The sequence below is a fragment of the Tunicatimonas pelagia genome (genome assembly GCF_030506325.1).
GTDB classification, from domain to species: domain Bacteria; phylum Bacteroidota; class Bacteroidia; order Cytophagales; family Cyclobacteriaceae; genus Tunicatimonas; species Tunicatimonas pelagia.
In genome coordinates this window covers 3345686-3369153 of the sequence record NZ_CP120683.1, presented here as the reverse complement: position 1 = coordinate 3369153, position 23468 = coordinate 3345686, and the positions used below count along the sequence as shown (strand labels likewise).

Here is a 23468-nt window from a genome sequence, read left to right as displayed (position 1 = left end):
AGTCTATATCTTATTTGAGATCCGGGCTTCGTATTTTTGATTGATCTGCTGGTATAATTCATCGGGCACTACTGATTTGTACTGGCAAGGAGTGGTTTGTGGTTTTACCCAATCTAAAAAACCCTTTGCCCAAGCGTAGGCTAATCCTAGTGCCAGAATTAGTACGAAGATTGCCATTTCGGCCAGGGCAAACCAGCCCCAAACACCGTCAGTTTGCTCAATCAATTCAGCCTGCCCCATCACCGTAGCCCAAGGAAACAGAAAGACGATCTCCACATCGAACAAGATAAAGATTAGCGCGACTACGTAAAAGCGGGGATTAAACTGCCCCCAGGCCGAACCCAGTGGATCTTCCCCCGATTCGTAAGTCGTCAATTTCTCTTCATTAGGTCGGTTGGGTCGGATAAGCCGAGCGACCACCAGTGTAACCAGCACAAAGGAAATCGCCCCGATAATGAAAAGTAGAATGGTTCCAAAACCCGACAGCTCAGTGTTTTGCATGGTATAAATCAGATAATCAGTAAAGATACAAATTCCGAGTAGGGAAGCGAGTGCCAGATTAAGTTTACACGATCTTTTCGCAGAAAATCAATTATCTCCGTTTATAAGGAAAAAATGAAGAGCTGAAGGATTGAATAAAAGAAAGAATATTGCTTATTCAACCCTTCAAGGGTGTACGACAGCGCGGCTGCCGCAATTTTGCAAAAACAATAAAAAAGTAGGTATCCCCGGACCTGTTCCGCAGTGGCGACTGCCGGGGTCTCCCACCTACTATGAGGGAGATGCCGGAATTCGCAAAGCCTCATCCGGTAAGACAGTATGCAAAATTGTCGTACACTACTCCTCACCCCCTACCCCTCATTTTATCATAATTTACTAGATTATTTTTGACATAATATTGCCAATATTGCATCAACACAGCCTTATTTTTTTATCTTTGCTACCTGCTTATCAACCTAACTGCTTATGTTTTTACACCTACGATTTTATTATCTGCTTACCGGAATTACGCTGTTACCATTTTTGGTTTCAGGGCAATCTTCTTACGAAACCATCGGTATTATCGGTAGTGCTACTCCGCAGGGCTGGGATGCTTCTACCCCCATGATGCAAGCCGCTGATAATCCTGACCAATGGGCATTAACAGTCCAGCTAAGCGAAGGCGAGTTAAAGTTTAGAGCCAACGATGCTTGGGATATTAACTGGGGCGCAGCCGACTTTCCCAGTGGAACGGCTACGCAGGATGGGGCAAATATTCAGATTCCTGCTACGGCTTACTACACGCTAGATTTTAATAGCCAGAGCGGAGCCTACACTTTCACCCAACTTGACCCGCCTACTTACGAAACCATCGGCATTATTGGCGACGCCACGCCCAGCGGCTGGGATGCTTCCACTCCGCTCAATCAGAGTGCGGACGACATTCACGTCTGGACATTGGATAACCTAACGCTCACCGATGGTGAGGCAAAATTTCGGGCGAATAATGACTGGGCCGTCAACTGGGGCAGCACTGATTTTCCCACTGGAACTGGAACGCAAGATGGCTCGAATATTCCCGTTATTGCCGGACCCTACCAAATAACCTTTAATGACGTAACGGGGCAGTACAGCTTCGAGGCAGATGCTCCACCCAGCAGCGAAATCGTCACTATCACCCCGACTATGCCTACGGCTGACGAAGAAATTACCATAACCTACGACGCTACGCAGGGCGTATCCGGACTAAGCGGAGCCGATAAAGTATACCTGCACTCCGGCGTCATTCTTTCTGGCCCGGATGGATTTACCTGGACAAACGTGGTAGGCAACTGGGGGCAAGACGACGGTATCGGTGAAATGACTCCGGTACCGGATCAGCCCAACCAGTGGCAAATCACCTTGCCCAGCATTCGTGAATACTACGGTGTGCCAAACGGAACGCCAATTTTTAAACTGGGAATGGTTTTTCGCAACGCTAACGGTACCCAAACCGGAAAGTCTGACGAAGACGGAGACATTTTTATCACGCTTGATCCGGGTAATTACGTGCGGTTTACCCAACCAGCAAACGATCAAAATTTTGTAGTCGCCGGAGGTAGCCTCACCATCGGTGCCGAAGCTTCTGGTACGGCCTCCGCTTTAGAAATGTTGATTGACAATGGCAGAGGTTTTCAGTCGGTAGCCTCTTCAGCCAACGCTGCAGAAATTTCTTATGATTATCCCATTTCGGCTTCTCAAACCATTCAGGTAAAAGTAACTGCTACGATTGAGGGTGAGATGGTAGAGAGCAACCGTGAATTACAACTGGCGGTTCGCCCGGAAGACATCATCGCTGAACTTCCTGCCGGAGTAACCCAGGGCATCAACTATGATTCAACTGATCAGACCCGGGCTACTTTGGTACTACTGGCTCCCCAGAAAGACTTTGTGTACGTAGTGGGTGATTTCACCAACTGGCAAATCGATCCAGCCTACCAAATGAACCAAACGCCCAACGGCGAATACTTCTGGCTTACCGTTACCGACCTCACTCCCCAGCAAGCCTACGTGTACCAGTACTGGGTAGACGGCACCATCAGAGTGGGCGACCCTTACGCCGATCAGGTAGCTGATCCGTTTAACGACAGTGGTATTCCTGAGTCGCTGTATCCTAATCTGCCGGAGTACGATCGCACCGAATTCGGGATAGCCACCGTATTACAAACTGGACAAACCGCCTACGAGTGGCAATATCCCGAGGTGGTGGGTGGTCGTCCGGCTAACGAAGAACTAGTAGTGTATGAGCTACTGATCCGCGATTTTCTGGAATCGCATAGCTACAATGACCTGACGGATACACTAAGCTACCTGAAACGCATGGGCGTGAACGCCATTGAGTTGATGCCTATTATGGAGTTTGAGGGCAACGAAAGTTGGGGCTATAATCCGTCGTACGCATTAGCTCCTGACAAATACTACGGTACTGAAACCGATCTGCGGGAATTTATTGACCAAGCCCATGCCGAAGGCTTCGTAGTCATTCTGGACATGGTGCTCAACCATCATTTCGGACAAAGCCCAATGGTACGAATGTACTGGGATGAAGCCAATAATCGTCCCGCCGAGAACAGTCCCTGGTTTAATCCAGAGGCGACCCACCCCTTCAATGTAGGGTACGATTTTAACCACGAGAGTGCGTATACTAAGGCGTACATGGATGACGTAAACCGCTTCTGGATTGAAGAATACGAGTTTGATGGCTACCGCTTCGATCTTTCCAAAGGGTTCACCCAAAACGAAGGAAAAGACCCTACCGACGTAGGTGCCTGGAGCAGCTACGATCAGTCGCGGGTGGATATTTTAAAGCGAATGGCCGATCAGATTTGGGCGGTTGATTCTAACACCTATATTATTCTGGAGCACCTGGGTGACAACGACGAAGAAAAAGTACTAGCCGACTACGGCATGATGCTGTGGGGCAATCTGAATCATCCCTACAACGATGTAATCAACGGCAAAACTGGCACCGATCTGAACTGGGCGTTATCCAGCACTCGAGGTTGGAATGATAAAAACCTGATGGTCTACATGGAAAGCCACGATGAGGAACGACTCATGGTGCGGGCTCTTAACGAAGGCTTGTCCAGTGGCGAATACGACATTCAGAATTTTGATATTGCTCTGGAGCGAATAAAGATGGCTTCGGCTTTCTTCTACACCTTACCGGGGCCGAAGATGTTCTGGCAGTTCGGTGAACTAGGTTACGATTTCCCGATTAACTTCAATGGCCGGGTGGGTAATAAACCTATTCCCTGGGGCGACTCCGACAATCTGAATTATTATTCTGACGAAGACCGCCGACGGCTCTACGATGTAAAAGCCGCGATTATTAACCTGGTGAATGACTACAACGAGGTATTTGAGGGCGGAGAGTTCTCCTGGACTCCCAGCGGTCAGCTTCGTGAAATCAATATCAGTCACGAAAGCATGAACGTAACTATTGTCGGTAATTTCGGGATAAGTAGCGGCACTATAGCACCTTCGTTTCAGCGTACCGGCACCTGGTACGATTTCTTTTCGGGTTCTGAGTACGAGGTGAGCAGCACTAGTCAAGCGATAGAATTAGCTCCCGGTGAGTTTCATATCTATCTAGACCAGCCCGTGGATTTTCCCCCACCCGGCTTGATTGATATTTTTACCCCAATCATCACGGTCAATCCGGGAACCTTCACGGTAGATGATCGCATCCAGATTATTCTCGACGCGGCAGCCGCTAATCCGGCAGGAACCGAGGGGTTAGTTGGAGTCGAAAAAGTATACTTGTATTCTGGAGTAGTTACCGATAGCACCGGGGGTACTACGCTTACCAATATTGTGGGTTCTACCAATGCTGATGATGGAGTAGGGCTGATGACCAAGCTTCCCGGTGATAACGAAAAGTGGCTGATTTCTTTTCGCCCGCGCGAATACTATCAGCTAGCATCCAACCAGACGGCCTACCGCATCGGTATGTACTTCCGCGATGCTTCGGGCAAAAACGTTGGTAAAGGACGGGAAAGCGATCTGATCTACGTAGATATTACGCCTAGCCAATCGGTAGTAACCGTTGAACCGGCTGCATTTACGGCTGACGATGAAATTCGGATTGTATTTAATGCTGCTACGGCAAGCCCTACTGATCTAGTCGGTGCTAATAAAGTATACATGCACTCGGGCGTAGTGCTTATCGATACGGACACACCCGGTGGGGGCGATTGGCAAAATATTGTAGGCAACTGGGGGCAAGACGATGGTATTGGTGAAATGACTCCTGTGTCTGGCTCCGATGATCTCTGGGAAATCACACTTACTCCCCGCGATTATTACAGCGTAGATAGCAGTGCTTCAGTGTACTATCTGGCAATGGTTTTCCGCAATGCCGACGGTACGGCCGAGGGAAAAGGCTCCAATGGTAGTGATATTTTCATTCGGGTATCCCAAAGTGCTCCCGCAGCTCCGGCAGAGCTAATGGCTGAAGTAATTTCTCCTACGCAAGTAACTCTTAGCTGGAGCGATTCCGCAGATAACGAATTAGGCTACGTCGTAGCTCGTGCCGAATCGGCTGATGGTCCGTTCGTAACTATTGCTTCGCTGAATGAAAATAGCACATCTTACTCTGACACCGAACTGAAGGACGGTATCACCTACTACTACCGCGTACAAGCCACCAATGCCTACGATCCTGACTCAGACTTTAGTAACGTGGCTTCAGCAGAATTACCGCTGGCCGCGCCTACTAACTTAAGTGCCACGGTGCAGGGAAAGCGAGGGATTGCTTTATCATGGATTGATAACTCGGTGAGTGAAACCGGTTACGTAGTAGAGCGCACCCGCCGGGGTTGGTGGCGAAAGCTCCGCTACCGAACCATTGACACCCTGGATGCCGATGTAAATGCGTATGCTGACCAACGAGCCATTCCCGGAATCAAATACTACTATCGGGTAAAAGCCATCCAGAACGAACGTTCTTCCGAACGCAGTAATGAAGTAACGGTGAGGATCAATCCTCGAGACTACATTGACGAGATCATTAAAGAAATTATTTCTACGGTAGTTGTATACCCGAACCCGGCCTCTCAGTGGTTGAGAGTTAGTTGGTATCAACGTGACTCTCGCATGGTTTACATTAAAATCCGAAATCTAGCTGGTAATGTCCTGGACTCGCGGTCAGTGCAAGCAAGTGGTTTCACTTCGCGAGAATTTGACGTGTCAAGCCTAGAAGAAGGTATTTACCTAGTAGAATTAGCTAGCGGAGAAGAGCGAAAAGTAGTTCGCTTTACAGTACATCACTAATGATAATGAGCCTGCTCCTTGTAAAGAAGCAGGCTCATGTTATCATCAAACTTTTAAAAATCTAACGGATCAAACTTCCGGAAGTGTCCATTCATACGAATGCGCTCCCGGGCACTTTCCATGTCCCGAACTACTGGAATAGACTCTTTCAGATGATCGATCACAAACTGTTGCCGACTACTTTCCTGTTCTATTTGGAGTAATTCATATTTTTTCTGATTCGATAGGCCAATTTTATGACCAATATCAAAAGCCGATAGCTGATCGCCTACGGTAAAGCTGTCGGATAGACTTAGTATATCAAACAACTCTAACGTAAGCTCTACCATTTGTTGCTGCTTGGCAAAGTCTTGGTCAGCAATATTATCTAAAAAAACAACATCACCCCCAGCGTACAGCTTACCCGGAGCCACCCGATAAAATTCAATCACCCTAAACACCCGATGGGCTATTGTTACAATATCCATTTGACCATCAGCGTAGGCTTTGCCTACACGCTCTACGCTGATCTCAGTACCATATTCTATTTGATTATTAAGATAAGCTGGGATTCCAAACCGCTTACTTTCGTTTATGCACTCGTTAATTAGCTGTTTGTAACGCTCCTCAAATATATGTAAGTTAAGTTGCTCACCCGGAAAGGCTACCAGCTTCAGGGGAAATAAGGGCAGAAAGGTATTCATAGCGTGTTATATGAATTCATAACTACTACCAAAGCCAATGGTTAACTAAAAATATAATAAATAACTATTTTAAGAAATTGTATGAGAATATTGGCACAACATTTGTATTAAACTAAACGCGCAAGGATTTTTTTCTTAGCGTTTGTTTAAGGTTGATAGTTGGCCCCGAGTGCTTAATTGCATTCGGGGTTTTTCTATTTTAAACCCTGCAAACAATCTACTAGACGGCTTAAATCATCTTCTCCGTTGTACATATTAGGTGATACCCGCATTGATCTCCCTCGCACAGAAACAACTATTTTAGCCTGTTCAAGGGTGTTTTGCAGCCTTTCTAGCGATATTTCGCCGGGAATACGTATTCCAAAAAGGTGATGCCCACGGTAGGTTTCCTCTTCTATCCAAAAGCCTAATTTTCTTATCTTTTCAATAGCGGTTGCTGAAATACTGTGACAATACTCTTGAATTCGCTCGGGTTGCCATTCCAAAACTTGTTCCAGGGCTTTTCCCATCATGGGAATAAGAATAAAGTTACTGCGTTCGCCCATATCATAGCGTATTGCTTTGGGCTGATACTGATCCTGATAATTGACTAAATTAGTAAAATCTTCACTTTTATGGCGCGTTACCCATCCTTCTTCTAAGGGTTCTCCGCCATCAAAGTATTCGCTAAAATAGGCAAGTGTAACGCCATAAGGACCCATCAAGCATTTGTATCCAGCGCAGATAAGCGCATCTGGCTGAATATCAACTACATCAAAGGGCATTGCCCCAACTGACTGGGTGCCATCTACCACCAGTAAAGCTCCCACATCACGAGTTCTCTGCCGAATTGCTTTCAAATCGAACCGGGTACCATCTGCCCAGTGCGTGTGCGCTACTGCTACCATACACGTCTGATTGTCAATGGATTCTAGTAGATGTTCATTCCAACGTTGCCCCCGTCTTTCAAAATTAGTTGGAGCAGCTACGGTACGCAACTCGGCTCCGGCTTTCGCTACCAATTTACGCCAGGGGTACACATTACTCGGGAACTGCTCACCCGCTACTACGATATTATCGCCTCGCTGAACAGACAGATTTTTAGCAATTATTGCCATACCGTAAGATACCGAAGGGAGAATAGCAACTCGCTGATAATCAGCATTATTAACTAGTTGAGAGAATTGTTTTCTGACGTGATCTACTTCATGAAAAAACTCGTAATGACCATACTGAGTGGGTAGCTGCTTCTTTCGCAAACCTTCAATACCTGCTTCTTCCACTGATTTTAACAAAGGAGCCATGTATGAGCAATTCAGATACGTAATATCAGGCGGAAGAGAGAACAAGCTTTTTTGATTAGCAATAGTGGTGGTAGCAGATTGCATAGTCCGTTTTTTTTGTAATAAATTAGAAACGATTAGACTAATAAACCAATAAATCTGGGTAGCAACCTACTCACTTTCCAATATTTAGAAAATTTTCCCAAAATGGGACGAATCTGACGATATATGAAGCGTAGCACTGTTGAACAGAGTACCAGAACTGCCCCCCGAATCACTCTTCACTATCTTTGGCAAGAAATACTCAGTACTCTGAGCTGGGACAAAGGATTGTTTTTCACTTGTAAGCAGCTCTTAATCAATCCGGGTGCTGCTATCCGAGAGTATATAGCTGGTGAGCGAAAGCGGTATTCTAACCCGATTCGTTTCCTGGTGTTTGCTACAGCACTCGCCAGCTTCGTTGTAATCAAGCTCGATCTAATAGGGCGTGCCCTCAGAGAAGATATATTAGCGAGCGGTGATGAACGTGCCCAGCAAGCGCAACAAGAAGCTATAGCGTTTGTCTATCAGTATTACAATATCATTGGTTTTTTAACGGTTCCCCTACTAGCACTCATAACTCACGCATTTTTCCGCCGCAGAGGCTACAATTACGCTGAACACCTAACACTCGCAGCGTTTGTAACAGCCGAGTATACTCTGCTGTATCTGTTAGCCACTTTTGGGTTGTACTATTATCCTGCTCTATTCAATAGCATGGTTCAACTTGTATGGTTTGTTTACTTTACTTGGGCAATCGTATCTTTTTTTCCCGAGAAAAAATGGAAAGCCATGGGTATTTCGGTAATGATCAATATCCTTTACTTTCTGGCTATCATGCTGGTGGCAGGAGTTGTTGGTATCGCTTTCAAAGCATTATCTGGTACAGAAGGATGATTACAACAATTGTACTCGCAGCGGGTGAAGCGAGCCGTATGGGCCAACCCAAGCAACTGATGCAGCTTGACGGAAAATCGCTGGTGCAGCGAGCCGTACAAACTGCCCAAACGGTTAGCGATGAGATCATTGTGGTCACCGGAGCTTACGCTGACCAGATTCAGGAAAACCTCTCTTCAGAGAAGGTTCATTTCGTTCATAACCCTCAATGGCAAACGGGGATGGGTTCGTCTATCCGAGCAGGTATTCAGCAAATAATGTCGGTCACTCCTTTGCCCAATGCTATCATCGTTATGTTGTGCGATCAACCGCTAGCTAGTCCGTCATTGTTAGAACAATTGGTTACTGCTTATCGGCACCTTGGCAAAACTTTGGTTGCTTCGGTCTACCACAATACCGCAGGGGTTCCAGCACTGTTTGGTGAGGCATTGTTTCCCGAACTGCTTCAACTCGATGGGCGGGCGGGAGCCAAATCCATCATCACCCGCTACGCTTCACAGATTGCTTCAGTTGACTTTCCTGAAGGTATTTATGATGTAGATACCCCCAATGATTTTGCCCGGATAAAGGAAAGGCTGAAGGGATTGTAGGATGTTGCATGATTTCTGTCGTAGGAACGTGACGGTTTGTCGCGCGATTAATCACGTTCCTACGAATCAATTTCCCACGAAATCCGGTATTCCGAATAATCCAACGGAATTACCTCAAAACACCATCGGTAAAATAATACGCTGGTACAAGGGTCGGGTATCTTATGAATGTCGCAAACAAAAAATAGATTTTGGTTGGCAGGCACGATTCTACGATCATATCATCCGTAACAGACGTTCTTTAGAAAATATCCGCCAGTATATTCGAGATAACCCTTTAAAGTGGCATCAAGATATGTTCTCCCCCAAAACCAAGAGTTGATAACAATGGTAATTTCCGCGGAGATTCGCCTATCGCAGCAAAGTAGGTTAATCTTTAGTATCTTTGCAAGCTTCACACAATCAGTAATTACGACAATGACCTATTCTTACGTAGCCTTAAGCGCTGCTATTTACATCTCTTCCATTTTTTCCATCCGCTCTGATTTCAGAGAAGCCAACCGCCCTCAGCAGACTGAACCGGATCTGGAAGAAAGTATCAAGCTCGGAGAGGAAATTTACCAAGGCTACTGTCTGGCTTGTCATATGAGTGAAGGTGAAGGACTGCCGGGAGCATTTCCTCCGTTGGCTAAATCTGATTATTTGATGGCCGATAAAATCCGCTCTATTCAGCAAGTGATGCACGGTTCGGAAGGGGAGATGGTGGTAAACGGGGAAACCTATAATGGCATGATGCCACCCCAGCCACTATCCGATGAAGAAGTTGCCCACGTACTCAATTACGTCCGCAATAGTTGGGGCAATGAAGGTGAGGCAGTCACTTTCGCTGAGGTGAAAGCCGTACGGGATGAGACAGAGTAGCTTATGAAACTTCTACCATTGATAATTTCCCTAATAGTTTCCGGAGTTTTCTTATACTCGGCACTGACTTCGCCTAATGCGTTTAATCTGGTTCCCACTTCCTTGTATAATTCTTTCCTTCAAGATGTTATGAAAGAGAGCACCTTCATCAAACTATTTGATGTTTTATTTGCGCTGGCTCTGATGCGGTTTACCTACAATTTAGTAAGTAGAATTGCGAGAGTTTGAGAAAAACATAACTCAATAAAAAAGCGATGAACAGTCCGCTCATCGCTTTTTTAGAAGGAAAATATAAAACATTATTCGCTAGCCGACTCTCTTCTTGCTCGACGTTTATCGCGCCGTTCGCGGGAATTCTTTCTAAATTCTTCTTTCTTCTCGTGGTACAGTTGCATCTGCTCTTCACTAAGTATAGCTGACAGCTTTTCTTCCTTCTCTTGATTGAGGGCTACCATCATTTCGCGCATCGCTTCCCGATCACCTTGGATTTCCTTTCGGTTTTCCTGCATTTTCATGGCATACTCTAAGTTTAAGTCGCCTACCTGATCTTGCTGGCTGTCATCTAGGTTCAGTAATTCAGTCATAGAGGCTGTTAGCCTTTCAGCCCGCTCAGTTGGGTCTCCACCTCTGTTTCCTCTACCAGATTGAGCCCAAACCATGGTTCCAAACATTAAAATAAGTGCTAGGCTGAGATTTACTATTTTCTTCATCATGTCACATAATTTATTTGTTACAGGTTTTAGACCGTAGTGCCAGTCAAAGGTTTAATCAGATAAAAAATTAGCTTGAAGTGAGATTTATACCACTGATGCACTCTGGTTAACTATTAGATTTTTATTTTGACGTTGAGGCACTTTCTATCTTATTATCTATTCTTCTATCCTGTACCAATCCTAAGCCGGACACGGAATCCGCAGAAAGTTAAATTGAAGTTGTACTGCGAGAAGGTACTAATCTAGCAATTGCCTTATCACCCGATCACTCAGTGCCTTTGCTAGAATCTCGTGTTTGATAGCATACCGATACATTTGACAAACACTTTATCATGGGTCGCTATCCTAACGTACCTAATATCTGAATACTAGAAAGTGGTTCCGGTCATGCCTTTAAGCACACCCCGGCTTTGGGTGAACTAACTACTAAGCTAATTACTAATCAGAAATATATTCCTTCAATTTTTTTACTTTTCACTATTTTCTTCTAATTCTACTCTCACCAAAAATCATCATTAATTTTTCAAAAATATACTTCATCGGACGGTGTATTTTGTGAAAATCAAAATATAAAACCGTCATCAAGAATAATTGCAGAAAATTATTTGTTAGAGTTGCTTTGTATTTATATCACTTTTATTTTGCAATTTCTTATGTAAGTAAAATTTAATTTTTTCTTACCTCTTCCTCGCAACAATCCCAGATAATTATCGCTTCTCCGCCATCTATTATTTCAGGCTGATTCAATTCATTTACAACGTAAATAATCTACCTATGAGAAACCTATTTACTTATTTATCCATCAACATTCGTCGGCGCGACAAATTGCTGGCGGTGCTCGTCATTTTGGGATTTACCTCTACGTTAGCACTAGCCCAAGAGAGGACACTTTCCGGTAAAATTACTTCAGTAGATCAGGGCGAACCGCTACCGGGAGTCAACGTAGTGGTGAAGGGCACTACCAACGGAACAATCTCTGACATCGACGGTAACTACCGTCTCTCCGTAGGCGAAGATGCCGAAACACTGGTATTTTCCTTCATCGGCCTAGTAACCAAAGAGGTAGCCATTGGTAACCAGTCTACCCTGAACGTAGAACTCTCCGATGATACCAAGCAACTATCCGAAGTAGTGGTAACCGCACTAGGTTTTGAAGAAGACGCGGATAGCCGAGGGATTGCCTTCTCTAAAGTGGAAGGTGAATCTATCGCCCGTTCGGGAGAAAATACCCTAATTAACAGCCTGAGCGGAAAAGCAGCCGGAGTACAAATATCCCGCTCTAGCGGTGATCCCGGTGCAGCAGCCTATATTCAGATTCGGGGTCAGAATACGATTACTGGCGAATCGCAACCACTGATCGTAGTAGATGGTATTCCAGTCAGTAATACCGTGGGTGCCCCCAATGCCGACTTGGCCAATAGTGGGGAAGGTACCGGCGGAGTTCGTCAGCAGTCGCGGATGAACGATATTAACCCCTCGGATATTAAAGACCTGCAAATTTTGAAGGGTGCTTCTGCCGCCGCATTGTGGGGTTCCCGCGCGGCCAATGGGGTAATTTTAATTACCACTAAGAAGGGGCGCGATGCCGATAAACTGGATGTTACCTTTCGTTCTACCGTATCACTCGACCAAGTAAATGTGCTACACCCGTTACAAAACAAGTTTGGACAGGGACGAGGGGGAATATATAGCCCGACGGATTCCCGCTCTTTTGGCGATAGAATTGCTGACCGACCCGATGGAGCTGATGAACAAATTACTGACCCTGCTGATCCACGTTATGCTGGCTTCTTTGAAGCTCGGGACGGTAACCGTTACTACGCCATTCCGGCTGGTAGTGCTGATGACCCCAACGGGGGAAAAAACTCCCGGGAAACATTTAATGATAACCGGGAAGATCAAGTATTTCAGACCGGATATTTTGTTGATAATTACTTGAGCCTAAGTGGTGGTAACGAAAACGGGAATTTTATGCTTAGTATGGGGCATATGACCCAGGAAGGAATCTACCGGGGCGTAAGCGACTACGATCGTAGTACTATTCGCCTGAATGCTAATCGTAAGTTCAGTGACATTGTTCGGGTATCGAGTAACGCTACGTTTGCCCGGACTACCTCTAACCGAATTCAGACCGGATCAAACGTAAATGGCCTATACCTTGGTATGCTACGGGCTGCCCCCGATTTTAATAGCGAGGATTACATCGGTAGCTACTTTGCCTCGCCCGAAGCGGCTCCTATTTTAAACCGACACCGATCGTACCGTCGCTATCTAGGTAACACCTCCCAACCAACCTACAACAATCCGCTGTGGACAATCAACGAGCTACAGAATTCAACCATTGTGAACCGCTTTATCATGAGTGCCGAGATTGGTATTAAACCAGTAAATTGGTTCGAGTTTATTGCTCGCGGTGGAGCTGATACCTACGAAGATCAGCGCCAGACCTATTTCCCGGTATTTTCGGCAGGAGCCAACAATGCCGGACGGTACGAGGAGTTTGTCTTCGGTGAAACCCAACTAAACTTTGATGCGATTGGTCGCTTCTCATTTGCACTTTCCCCCGATATTTCCAGCAGTGTGAATCTAGGTTGGAATATTAACCAACGTAACTACAATCGGGTAGGCGGAGTAATGCAGAACTTTCTAATCCCCGATGGGCCACTCGATTTTTCTAACGCAGTAGGGGCTAATCGCTTTCCAGATGATACGGAAACTATCGTTAGAAGTACGCGAACCTACGCCACGGCTAATTTTGGTTTTTTTGACCAACTGTACATTAACGCCACTAGTGCATTAGAGTCAGCCTCTTCCTTCGGAGAAGACAAGACATTCTTCTATCCCTCAGCGGACGTGGCTTGGCAGTTCACTGAAGTGCTGGATGGCGGTTCACTGTTGAGTTTTGGTAAGCTCCGGGCTGGATACGGACAAGTAGGGGTTCAGCCTGATCCGCACCGCACTACTACTGATTTTGTAGCAGTAGATGATGTATTATTCACAAGTTGGGGAGCTGCTCTTTCGGGAGTAGGTTATGGCAATGGAGCCGTTGTACAAGGAGAACAGAGAGGGGAACCGGAATTAAGGCCAGAAATAAAGACCGAATGGGAAGTAGGCACCGACTTACGATTCTTCAACGATCGCTTGCGAGCTGGTTTCACCTATTACCAGAACGAAATTAACGATCTGTTACTAGAATTAGCGGTGGCACCCTCAGTAGGCTTTGAGACCGTCTATACCAATGCGGGAGCTATGGAGAACAAAGGTTGGGAGGTTGACCTGGGTCTCACCGTTTTCTCTAACCAAAACTGGAATATCGACCTTTTTGCCAACGCTAACCAAAACATTAACGAAGTAACTGACATTGGCAGAAGCGATAGAATTCCGTTAGGAGGGTTTAGTACACTCACTAGTTCCGTAGCTACGGTAGGCGAACCCTTATCCGCACTATTCGGCGGAGTATATCTTCGTAATGAAAATGGTTCGCTAGAGTTAGATGAAAATAATTTCCCTAGAGTAGCTTCTGATTTCGGAGTGATTGGCGACCCTAACCCTCTTTGGCGTGGTGGTATCGGCGGTACCATATCCTGGAAAAACCTTTCACTCTACGCTCTATTTGAAACCTTCCAGGGTAGCGACTTTGCCCCTAACACTAAGTCAGTACTGTACAACTTTGGAAAGCACGCTGATACTGGCAACGAAGTAGTAGTACCCGCTGGGGGGTTAGTAAACTACGCCGGAGAAACTGTTGCGGCTGGAACTACTGTTCGGGGTAACATTCGAGACTTCGGAGGCGGTTCGGTATTACTAGATGAGGCTTGGTACACTACATTGGGACAGGGCTTTAGCAACTTGCAGGAGCAATTTATTGTAGACGGTAGTTGGACTCGTCTGCGCGAAGTATCCCTTTCGTATAGCCTCACTTCCCAAAAATTCCGCGAAAGGACTAAGCTGCAAAGCATTGATTTCTCACTACGCGGTCGAAACCTCATTTTATGGACGGATGTAGTTGGTATTGATCCCGAAACCTCACTAGACGGAGCTACCAACGCTAGAGGACAGGACTACTTCAATAATCCGGGTACTAAATCCTACATTTTCTCAATCGCCATTAATTACTAATTCAAGTATCATGAAAATAGTATTGAACTATAGCTTACTAACGCTATTCATCTTTTCGCTATCTGCTTGCGAAGGTTTAGTAGAAGATTTAAACGATGATCCTAATAACGCCTCCGATTCTCCGGCAGAATTGATTTTTACCGGAATGCAACTAGCCAATGCCACCACCCATACCGGATTAACCGCTCGGTTAACCGCTATGTGGACCGGACAAATGAAGGGCGTTGATCGCCAGTGGGGCGATTTTCAGGTATATAACGTAGGCACCTCTAACTTTACCACCATGTGGGATCAGGTGTACTACGGCACGTTGCGTAATTCTCGCATTGTGTTAGACAAAGTAGAGCCCCAAGGTTTTAGAGTTGTTGCCGGTATGACGAAAGTAACCCAGGCCCATTGCATCGGTAATGCTACTTCGTTGTGGGGCGACATTCCGTTCACGGAAGCCGCTCAAATCGAGCAATTTGAGTTTCCCCTATTTGATAATCAGATGGATATCTACGCTTCACTACAAAGCCTATTGGATGAAGGCATTGCCGATTTGGCGGAAGGAACAGATATACCCATCAGCGGTACTGACATTTACTATAATGCCGATAAAGCTTCTTGGACAGCCGCCGCTTACACGTTGAAAGCCCGGTATTATCTGGATACTAAGCAGTATGACCTCGCCCTTCAGGCAGCAGAAGATGGTATTTCTAGCTTTGACGGCTCAATGTATTTAGAGCATGGAACTACCAACGATGTTGATCAGAACTTCTATTGGGACTTCCTCACAACCTCACGGGCGGGTGATATTGCAGCAGCCGATGCTCAAGGCGAAGCTTATTTAGTTACGTTGCTAGACCCAGCTAATGAAAATTACCGGGGAAATGCTAAAACTGATGAAGCAGCTCGCTTCAACTACTACTATCTGGGGGCGGATCAGGCTTTAAATACTCCAGGTACTATTGAACCTAATACGCTTTCCTTATCGCAGGGAGATACACTAAATGGCATGTTTGCTCAAAATGCATCTTTCCCACTTATTACTTATCAGGAAAACATCTTAACCTTAGCTGAAACTTCGGTTCGGATGGGAGATTTTGACGCAGGACTGATGCACCTCAATGAATACCGGGCGTTTTTAAGCGAAGGAGGGTATATTGATGATACTTATCAGGAGCATTTTACATTAGTCTATGAGCCTTACATCGCGGAAGATTTTGCGGCGGGGGGCATGGAAAATATGGATAACATTTTCGACAATGATGCCCTGCTAAGAGAAATTGTGGAAGAACGCTACGTAACGTTTTACGGGCAAACCATTGCTTGGAACGACGAGCGGCGCACCCGGGGTAGCGTAGAAGGAATTCCACTCACTCCTAACGCAGGCACCGAATTGCCTTGGCGTTTTGTATATTCCCTAGACGAAATTAACGGTAACCCAAACGCCCCTGACCCTGTACCTGGCCCGTTAGAGAACATGACTATTTATCAATAATGTGTAGGCACATGATTAATCACGTGCCTACACATACAGAATGCATCGGTGAAATTCCATCGGTGCATTTTTTATTTCAAGACATTCAAATCGAAGGTAAAACGTCTTCTCCAGATAAAGTACGGCTGTAACTACTAATTTCCTCTACAGGTTTATCAGAGCGATAGATAAACACCTTCTCATCATTGGGGAAGAATAGCCAACCTAATCGCGCACCGTTTTCCACTTACTCTTCCATTTTTCTTTGAGCAGGCACTAGCGAATCTGTTTCTGACATTAGTTCAATCACAAAATCCGGACACAAGGGTGGAAACTGTTTCTCTTCGGCTTCAGATAGCGCGTCCCAGCGATTCCCTCTTTGGTAAGTTCAAGCCTTAATTCGCCGTTTACCTGACATAATTCAAAAAATTCTTCACGAACCCGCTGTTGAAGTTTTGGAGTAAGTTTTAACTCATACATTTCTATTGTTTTACGGATACAATTAAACCTTTCCGGCGACTACGTATCTAAATAGAAAACGAAAAGATTTGCTAGTTTGGTTGCAGTAGTATCGCCGAATATACGTTTGAAAGATCAGGATCAGTACATACTTCGTAGGTTTAAAGAGGCAGACGGGCAGCAGGAAGCGTTTCAGCTACTGGTGCATACCTACCAGGAGCGAATGTACGCTATTATCCGAAAGATGGTCATTGACCATGATGATGCCGACGATGTGATGCAGGAAACTTTTGTGAAGGTCTGGCGTAATCTGGGAAAATTTCAGGGCGACTCGCAGTTATATACCTGGCTGTACCGGATTGCAACCAACGAATGTTTACGCTTTTTGGAAAAGAAAAAACGACGCTTCTTTCTACCAATGGGTGACGCTAATCAAGAATTAGCTGATAAAATTGATCACTCGCCATCGTTAGACGGTGATGAGATTCAACGGCGACTACAAAAAGCGTTGCTTCAACTGCCGGATAAGCAACGGTTAGTCTTCAATCTGAAATATTTTGAAGACCTAAAGTACGAAGCAATTGCCGAAATTACGGGTACTAGTATAGGAGGACTTAAGGCTAGTTACCACTTGGCAGTAAAGAAGATAGAAGCAATTTTACAATTGGAAACTATTTAGCGATATGGCTAACAAGATAAATTTAGACGAACTGAAGAAGAGGGGATTGAACCAAGACCCGTTCCCCGCTCCTAAAGGCTACTTCAACGATTTCTCACAGCGTATGCAGCAACGTATTGAGGATACTAAAACTGAAGAAGGTAAAGTAGTCTCAATTTCTTCTCGCTGGTATTATGCGGCGGCAGCCATAGCCGTTTTAGTAGTAGCCGTTTGGCTTACCAACCCTTTCCAGACAAGCACTACGCCAGTAGCTGAAGTCGAGCAGGAGGAAGTACAAACCTTATTAGCTGACGTGAGTGAGCAGGAATTGATTGATTTTATTCAATTGGGTTCAGTAGACGTAATCTCTACCGTATTGCTTACTGAAGATGAGCAGGAAGACCTGCTGGAAGCAGAATTAGAATCTTATGATCTTCCGGAAGAATACTACCTCGATACTGATTATTTACTGGAAGAATACTTATAGCACATTATGAAAAACCGCATCATTAAATATCATTTTGATTTCCGTTTAAGGAATATATTGGAGACCGGAGACCGGAGCCGCCGGGACTGGAGTCCGAAGTCTAAAGCAAAATTAACTGATTATCAGCATAATTTTCGGTTTCCGGTCTCCAGGCTACCATGGACGCGGTTCCGGACTCCGCATCCTAGAATTATTAGAACAGGTTTTGTGGTGCTATTGCTTTGCTTGGGTATCTTCGTAAACGCCTCAGCCCAACGCCCCTCGGAGAAAATTGAAACTGCCCGGATTGCCTTCTTAACCGAACGTTTGTCGCTTACACCCGAAACAGCTCAGCAGTTTTGGCCAGTCTACAATCAGTTTGATAAAGAACGGCGAGAACTAAAAAAAGAGGAATTTAGAATGCGCCGCTCAACAAGAACTGATGAACTAAACGATGAAGTGGCTCAACAGCATATTGATGAATACTTCTCACTCAAAGAACGGCAGCTAGATTTAGAAAAAACGATGGCAGAAGAGTTATCTGAAGTGCTTTCTTCCACCCAAATGCTACAACTCATCCGAGCGGAAGCCGACTTTCAGCGGATGGTGCTACGCAAGCTGGGTGAACGACGGCGTGGCGAAGGTCGTCGGGGTATACAACGATAGCCTAAACTTTTTATCTTTACGGCGAACTTCCCGAGAAAAAAGTACTTCGGGATAATGAACCAACGCCCTGCTGCGTTGCACTACTAGCCCAACGGTTCGTCTACTTCATGAAGCATACTACCCTTACGGTTCTCTTCGCGCTCATCGTAGGTTCGGTCTACAGTCAGGACACTTCCGTCTTTCCTGCCCCGTTCCGCGATCTTACTCCGGTAAATGAATTGCCCGAAACGGCAATGTACACCAAAACGATGGTCTTAGTAGATGCCCCCATGGTGATTAGCCCCGATGAAACCTGGCAAACCTTTGCCGAAACGGCTCACCGAGCCTTTCAGGAAGTAGGGATTGATGCCGTAGCCTACTATCATCTGCAAGATGCCCGCGCCGGTCGCGATGTTTCCAAGTTACTTACCGGACAATTAGTCGGTAGGAACATTAAAAATGTGATACTGCTAACTTACAACCCCCAACAGAGTAACTCACGTTGTGGTCTACTGATTACTACTTTTAACGAGAAAGCATCCTTTGTTGGAACTGACCAGTCAGCCTACATAATGACAGGTAATGATTGGCAAGCTATGATGGATCAGTTTCAGAAGTATATGCTACTGAACCAGTACGAAACCCGAAACTTCCTCATCAGTGATTTGCCCGAGTTTTTCACTGGAGCCGGTAACGTAATAAAAGGCCGCCGAGCGGAAGGTTTTGCCCAAGATTTGAAACTGGATAAATTAGCCCTTCCGCGTCATGAGGAATATTTTTCTACCTCACCCATTGCCAGTAATGATACTGCCCAAATGTTAGCGGATAGCAGCACCGTCATCGCCCAAATTATGCGAGGCTATCCCTTTGAATACGGCTTGGTTGACCCCGCCCAGGAAGAAGACGAAATTCGCCAGGGTGGCTACCCCTTTATTCTCATGCGCTTGCAATCTTCCGAAGAAAATCTACGTACTATGCTGGGCTACGAAGAGTCTACCAGCGAAGCCACCAATAACGGCTCTTCCGTTTACAAATACTACATAAAACACATCTACACCGGCGATGTCTACCTCGGCAATACCTGGGATGCCGCTCCCCGCTGGCAAGATGCCCTCCGTAACCACCTCCAGCACCTTCGGGCAGATTTTGGGCTTTAGCTGGGTATTAGTGTCAATTCGTGCGTGTCCTGATTAAACTTACTCGCCCCTTCTTAGTCTTCGTTGAAGTATCACATTCATCTTGATAACGTAATGACCAAAAGTAAACCGCTGCCGGGGCCTTTCCACCACCCCAGCTATCGCTCGGATCGTTACTTTGGTAGAGCAGCTTCCCGTGGCGATCAAAAATGGTTAAGTGATATTGGGTAACGTTGGAGAGGGGAATGCCAAATGTATCGTTTACACCGTCTCCGTTGGGCGTAAATACATTAGGTAATTCTTCTAGGTACACTGGCTCATGGAATTTCAGGTACTTGGGGGGTGAATGCCATTCGCATTGCGCGTAGCGAATCACCAATTGGTAATACCCCGTTTTAGTAGCGGCAAAATTGGTCTCAGTACTTATCAAACTCGGAACCTGCCCGGACTCGTAAAAGTACCACGCATATTGGGCACCTTCCAACAGCGGCCCCATTAGGTTTTGCTCTGAAGAACATACAAAAAGCGTGGGAGGCTCTGGTAGTACCTTCCAGTTTTTAGTAGGAATTTGAATATCGAGCGTATCGGATAGCCATTGGCAAGTAGGACTAACCATCCGCATCTGATACTTACCCGCCTGTTTAATCACTATTGGCGTAGTTTCGATGGAAGCGAGCGAAGTAGTGTCCCCAAGTTCACCTATCTTGATTAGAGAATATTGGTTGGACGCTTGGTAGTTGTGGATTTGTACTTCTGCAAAAGAGGAGCAAGTTGATAAATAGTCGTATACCGTAATGTCAGCATCCTGGCATTGATAAACCCAGACCGTATCGGAAGTACGATGGCAGCTTTTCATACTAACTGTTACCCAGTATTGCCCGGGTGAGCTTGCTTCTATCTGAGAAGAATTTTGCCCTACCACAATTGGTGACAATTCTTCGTCAGATTGATAAAACCATTCGTACTGCCCCCCATCGATCTCATTAGCAGAGAGAGTAACAGATTCATCAGGGCTGTGAATGTACTCTCCTTCTTCGTTCTTTACGCGAATCTCAGCAATACCCACAACCTCAATGAGCTGGGGGGTCAATAATGAGCATCCTGACTTTTGGTAGTGCAGTAGATGATTACCTATACCCGCCAACGCAGGACTGAATGTTCCGGCCTGCTCGTCTACGACTCCTGGTCCCATCCACTTACCTCCTTCCTCTTCCACCGAGAGTTGGTAGCTTGAGTCACTGACACATACTGCTAAACTGCTTGCTGTCAACAATTCCGAAATTGGCTTAGTGTACACCGCTCCGCTCCACCGTCCATTTTGGTGGTCGTCAGCGGGAGCACCTACTATCAGCTCGCCCTCTTCAACTACCAAAGAGGTTCCGTACAAATCACCTGGAGTATTTTTATCGCCCTGGATTTCAGCTACTTCCGTGAAGTATTCTGCACTAGTGTCTGTCGCCTGAAACACATAAACCGAGCCGGGGGCTAATTCCTGACCATTATCAAGCCAGGTTCTATAGCGGGGCGCACCAACAAACAATGTATTTTCTACTACCGCCAATGAGGATCCAAAGCTGGGAAGGTATGAAGGGGTACTGGCGAGCAGCCGCTGATGCTCCCCGGTGTCTTGCCATGAGGAATCAGTACGATGGAAGATATAAACTTCCCCCTCGCTCTTAAAATATGGCCTAGGTACATAAGGGTAACCAATAATTGCCCGGTCTTCTAACAGTACTGCCGACTTCCCCTGAAATACGGATGGATTTAGATTATCACTTCCGGTCAGGGTGGCTACGATTCCCCAATTACCGATGCTGCTTTTCTCGATAATATGACTACGCGCTCCGGTTACCAGAATGGTCTGTTCGTAGATGTCAACTGGCTGGGAAAAAGTATTTAGTAACGCACTTATTCCCAAAGGGATAACTGACTGGTATTGCCAAGTATCCCCCAATTTCTCGTACACAAAGAGGGCAACTTCATTCCCTTCATCAGTTTTAAGATAGCTCATTACCACCATAATTGAATCTCTAATCAGAAAATGACTACCAAAACCACTAGCGGTAAGCTCGTTCGGGGGAGAAATGGCTGGCATTGGCTCCCAATCTTGATCAGTCGTCCCTCGTTTGAAGCGCAGTATTTTGGCGTTGTTGGCACCAACATAAAGGATATCCCCTTGAAGCTGTATTTCGCGACCGAAGTTAACTACGGTGTCATCTGCTACCAGCTCATGCACCTTTTGCCAGCCCTCGTCTCTTCTTCGGTATATCTGCACTGAGCCAGAGGTAACCGACGAGCCTCCTCCAGAATGACTAGGCATGTTTGCAAACGCACTTAGTGAGGGAGTTGTCGAGTTACGCCGATCGAAGGGGGCTCCGACAAACAAATATTCACCCGATCGGTGCACTTCTAGCCCAAAGAAGTCGTTCGAGGTATTGTAGTAGCCACGGAATACTTTCTTACGTTGCGACAGAACCCAGCGATTAGCGGAGTGTGGTACGATCCAAACCGCCCCTCCCTGTTGCCGATGATGAGCATCCTGATACACCCCAATGGCTAGTGTGCCATCCGTGCCTACTGCTGCACTGCCAGGAAGATACGGGAAGTTTTCCAGGGAATATAAGGTGTCGGTAGGATGCTGAACTAAGGAGTCTTGCGAATTTAGGGTGTAAGAATAGGCGTAGGCTAAATTATTTGACCCACTGCCTACCGTAATTAGCGAACTATCGTAGGTTGTTATTATACTGGTATATCCTCGATGGCTGGAGCCATCTACGTCGTACACTACATCTTCGGTAGTATCGCTCCAGGTGCTTCGCGGTTTATACTGAAAAATATGATCGACCTCAGTGTAATGCGACTGCGCTAAAACGTTGCCGTACATTAAACGGACTCTTCCTCCAAAACCACTACCACGCATGGAAACTAACGAGGGATGAAGCTGAGCCGGCAAACCCCAGCTACTCAAGTTCCCACCACTCTGGTCGCGATACACATACACCGACCCACTGCCACCGTCAGAACCGGGGGCACCTACTGCTAACAAATCTTCCTCTAACGCCAACGCTCGTCCAAATTCCTGCGAATTACCAGATGGTACCACTGGTGGTTCTAATGTTAGGAAAGATGGAGAATCAGCCGTCCAGCCAGTGGGGGGCTTGGAGTAAATGTAAACCACCCCGTCCCGCGTCGATATATCGCTAATTAGTAATTTCTCCTCGTCAGGCCGAACTTCCATTGCCCAACCGAAATTGGGTGAAGCATCTGGAGCAGTAATGCGCTGGCCTTCTGTACCACTTTCCCATTGGGAGCCCCGCGCGTATACGTAAACGTGTGGTTTGAGCCGGGAGCTGACAAACAAATAATTTTCAGTAAGGGATACTACTTCACCAAAGCGGGCTTGTTCTACCGGATCAGATGGCAAAAAGGTAGCAATATGCTTCCACTCGGTAGACTGCCGCTGGTATAGAAAAACCGCACCACCGTCGTATGCTAAGGTATCGTGTATAGGATCACCCACCGCCATAAAATCTCCCGACAGCGATACCGATCCACCAAAACCTTGATCTTGCGAAAAATGACGATCTGGGATGATCTTACTAGATCGATCTTCACACTGCGCGAATAAAGAGAGAGGAAAGTGATATAGTAAAGCAAACGCTAATAGAACATGCCTCATAATCAA

At 46.0% G+C, this 23468-nt stretch carries 15 protein-coding genes; 10 read left to right on the top strand and 5 right to left on the bottom strand.

Going from position 1 to position 23468, the window contains the following annotated elements; translation table 11 throughout:
- Positions 1–3 precede the first annotated feature (3 nt).
- Entirely contained in the window at positions 4–501 is a 498-nt protein-coding gene (locus tag P0M28_RS14380; RefSeq protein ID WP_302210611.1) for an NADH-quinone oxidoreductase subunit A, read from the bottom strand.
- Between the two features lie 465 nt (positions 502–966).
- Between P0M28_RS14380 and P0M28_RS14375 the strand changes: the two genes are divergently transcribed.
- Positions 967–5793 carry a DUF8578 domain-containing protein gene (locus P0M28_RS14375; protein ID WP_302210610.1) on the top strand — a complete coding sequence of 1609 codons (4827 nt, stop codon included), beginning with the start codon at positions 967–969 and terminating at the stop codon, positions 5791–5793.
- Between the two features lie 53 nt (positions 5794–5846).
- Here the strand turns inward: P0M28_RS14375 and P0M28_RS14370 are convergent, their stop codons facing one another.
- Both P0M28_RS14370 and P0M28_RS14365 read right to left on the bottom strand, forming a co-directional pair.
- On the bottom strand, positions 5847–6476 hold the full coding sequence (locus tag P0M28_RS14370) for an LON peptidase substrate-binding domain-containing protein (protein WP_302210609.1): 630 nt from the start codon (positions 6474–6476) through the stop codon (positions 5847–5849).
- Between the two features lie 194 nt (positions 6477–6670).
- The gene (locus P0M28_RS14365; RefSeq protein ID WP_302210608.1) at positions 6671–7843 is read right to left on the bottom strand and encodes an aminotransferase class V-fold PLP-dependent enzyme; all 1173 of its coding nucleotides are present in this window, start codon (positions 7841–7843) and stop codon (positions 6671–6673) included.
- A gap of 123 nt (positions 7844–7966) precedes the next feature.
- Here P0M28_RS14365 and P0M28_RS14360 point away from each other — a divergent pair, with 123 nt between their 5' ends.
- From P0M28_RS14360 to P0M28_RS14350, 3 genes are all read left to right on the top strand, one after another.
- Entirely contained in the window at positions 7967–8674 is a 708-nt protein-coding gene (locus P0M28_RS14360) for a DUF3667 domain-containing protein (RefSeq protein ID WP_302210607.1), read from the top strand.
- Entirely contained in the window at positions 8671–9264 is a 594-nt protein-coding gene (locus P0M28_RS14355) for a nucleotidyltransferase family protein (RefSeq protein WP_302210605.1), read from the top strand. The genes P0M28_RS14360 and P0M28_RS14355 overlap by 4 nt, the downstream gene beginning before the upstream one ends.
- A gap of 327 nt (positions 9265–9591) precedes the next feature.
- Positions 9592–10125 carry a c-type cytochrome gene (locus P0M28_RS14350; RefSeq protein ID WP_302210604.1) on the top strand — a complete coding sequence of 178 codons (534 nt, stop codon included), beginning with the start codon at positions 9592–9594 and terminating at the stop codon, positions 10123–10125.
- A 299-nt stretch (positions 10126–10424) separates the two neighbouring features.
- On the opposite strand, the gene P0M28_RS14345 is transcribed toward P0M28_RS14350, so the two are convergent.
- Positions 10425–10838, bottom strand: a complete 414-nt coding sequence (locus tag P0M28_RS14345; RefSeq protein ID WP_302210603.1) for a Spy/CpxP family protein refolding chaperone — start codon at positions 10836–10838, stop codon at positions 10425–10427.
- A gap of 774 nt (positions 10839–11612) precedes the next feature.
- Here P0M28_RS14345 and P0M28_RS14340 point away from each other — a divergent pair.
- The 6 genes from P0M28_RS14340 (at position 11613) to P0M28_RS14315 (ending at position 19804) form a co-directional block, all read left to right on the top strand.
- Positions 11613–14957 carry a SusC/RagA family TonB-linked outer membrane protein gene (locus P0M28_RS14340; RefSeq protein WP_302210602.1) on the top strand — a complete coding sequence of 1115 codons (3345 nt, stop codon included), beginning with the start codon at positions 11613–11615 and terminating at the stop codon, positions 14955–14957.
- 10 nt (positions 14958–14967) lie between these two features.
- Entirely contained in the window at positions 14968–16440 is a 1473-nt protein-coding gene (locus P0M28_RS14335; protein WP_302210601.1) for a SusD/RagB family nutrient-binding outer membrane lipoprotein, read from the top strand.
- A gap of 565 nt (positions 16441–17005) precedes the next feature.
- Positions 17006–17557, top strand: coding sequence for an RNA polymerase sigma factor (locus P0M28_RS14330; protein WP_302210599.1), 552 nt, complete (start codon positions 17006–17008; stop codon positions 17555–17557).
- Positions 17558–17561: 4 nt separating this feature from the next.
- A complete protein-coding gene (locus P0M28_RS14325) occupies positions 17562–18023 on the top strand; it encodes a hypothetical protein (protein ID WP_302210598.1) in 462 nt (153 codons plus the stop codon).
- Positions 18024–18029: 6 nt separating this feature from the next.
- Positions 18030–18668 carry a hypothetical protein gene (locus P0M28_RS14320; RefSeq protein ID WP_302210596.1) on the top strand — a complete coding sequence of 213 codons (639 nt, stop codon included), beginning with the start codon at positions 18030–18032 and terminating at the stop codon, positions 18666–18668.
- Between the two features lie 107 nt (positions 18669–18775).
- Positions 18776–19804 (top strand): hypothetical protein, encoded by a 1029-nt coding sequence (locus tag P0M28_RS14315; protein ID WP_302210595.1) that lies wholly within the window; start codon positions 18776–18778, stop codon positions 19802–19804.
- Positions 19805–19817: 13 nt separating this feature from the next.
- On the opposite strand, the gene P0M28_RS14310 is transcribed toward P0M28_RS14315, so the two are convergent.
- Positions 19818–23462, bottom strand: coding sequence for a T9SS type B sorting domain-containing protein (locus P0M28_RS14310; protein ID WP_302210594.1), 3645 nt, complete (start codon positions 23460–23462; stop codon positions 19818–19820).
- Between the last annotated feature and the right edge of the window lie 6 nt (positions 23463–23468).

What these genes read in the sequence shown, in the direction of transcription:
- P0M28_RS14380 (WP_302210611.1), bottom strand. Translation starts at nt 501, where the DNA reads ATGCAAAACACTGAGCTGTCGGGTTTTGGAACCATTCTACTTTTCATT.
- P0M28_RS14375 (WP_302210610.1), top strand. Translation starts at nt 967, where the DNA reads ATGTTTTTACACCTACGATTTTATTATCTGCTTACCGGAATTACGCTG.
- P0M28_RS14370 (WP_302210609.1), bottom strand. Translation starts at nt 6,476, where the DNA reads ATGAATACCTTTCTGCCCTTATTTCCCCTGAAGCTGGTAGCCTTTCCG.
- P0M28_RS14365 (WP_302210608.1), bottom strand. Translation starts at nt 7,843, where the DNA reads ATGCAATCTGCTACCACCACTATTGCTAATCAAAAAAGCTTGTTCTCT.
- P0M28_RS14360 (WP_302210607.1), top strand. Translation starts at nt 7,967, where the DNA reads ATGAAGCGTAGCACTGTTGAACAGAGTACCAGAACTGCCCCCCGAATC.
- P0M28_RS14355 (WP_302210605.1), top strand. Translation starts at nt 8,671, where the DNA reads ATGATTACAACAATTGTACTCGCAGCGGGTGAAGCGAGCCGTATGGGC.
- P0M28_RS14350 (WP_302210604.1), top strand. Translation starts at nt 9,592, where the DNA reads ATGGTAATTTCCGCGGAGATTCGCCTATCGCAGCAAAGTAGGTTAATC.
- P0M28_RS14345 (WP_302210603.1), bottom strand. Translation starts at nt 10,838, where the DNA reads ATGATGAAGAAAATAGTAAATCTCAGCCTAGCACTTATTTTAATGTTT.
- P0M28_RS14340 (WP_302210602.1), top strand. Translation starts at nt 11,613, where the DNA reads ATGAGAAACCTATTTACTTATTTATCCATCAACATTCGTCGGCGCGAC.
- P0M28_RS14335 (WP_302210601.1), top strand. Translation starts at nt 14,968, where the DNA reads ATGAAAATAGTATTGAACTATAGCTTACTAACGCTATTCATCTTTTCG.
- P0M28_RS14325 (WP_302210598.1), top strand. Translation starts at nt 17,562, where the DNA reads ATGGCTAACAAGATAAATTTAGACGAACTGAAGAAGAGGGGATTGAAC.
- P0M28_RS14320 (WP_302210596.1), top strand. Translation starts at nt 18,030, where the DNA reads ATGAAAAACCGCATCATTAAATATCATTTTGATTTCCGTTTAAGGAAT.
- P0M28_RS14315 (WP_302210595.1), top strand. Translation starts at nt 18,776, where the DNA reads ATGAAGCATACTACCCTTACGGTTCTCTTCGCGCTCATCGTAGGTTCG.
- P0M28_RS14310 (WP_302210594.1), bottom strand. Translation starts at nt 23,462, where the DNA reads ATGAGGCATGTTCTATTAGCGTTTGCTTTACTATATCACTTTCCTCTC.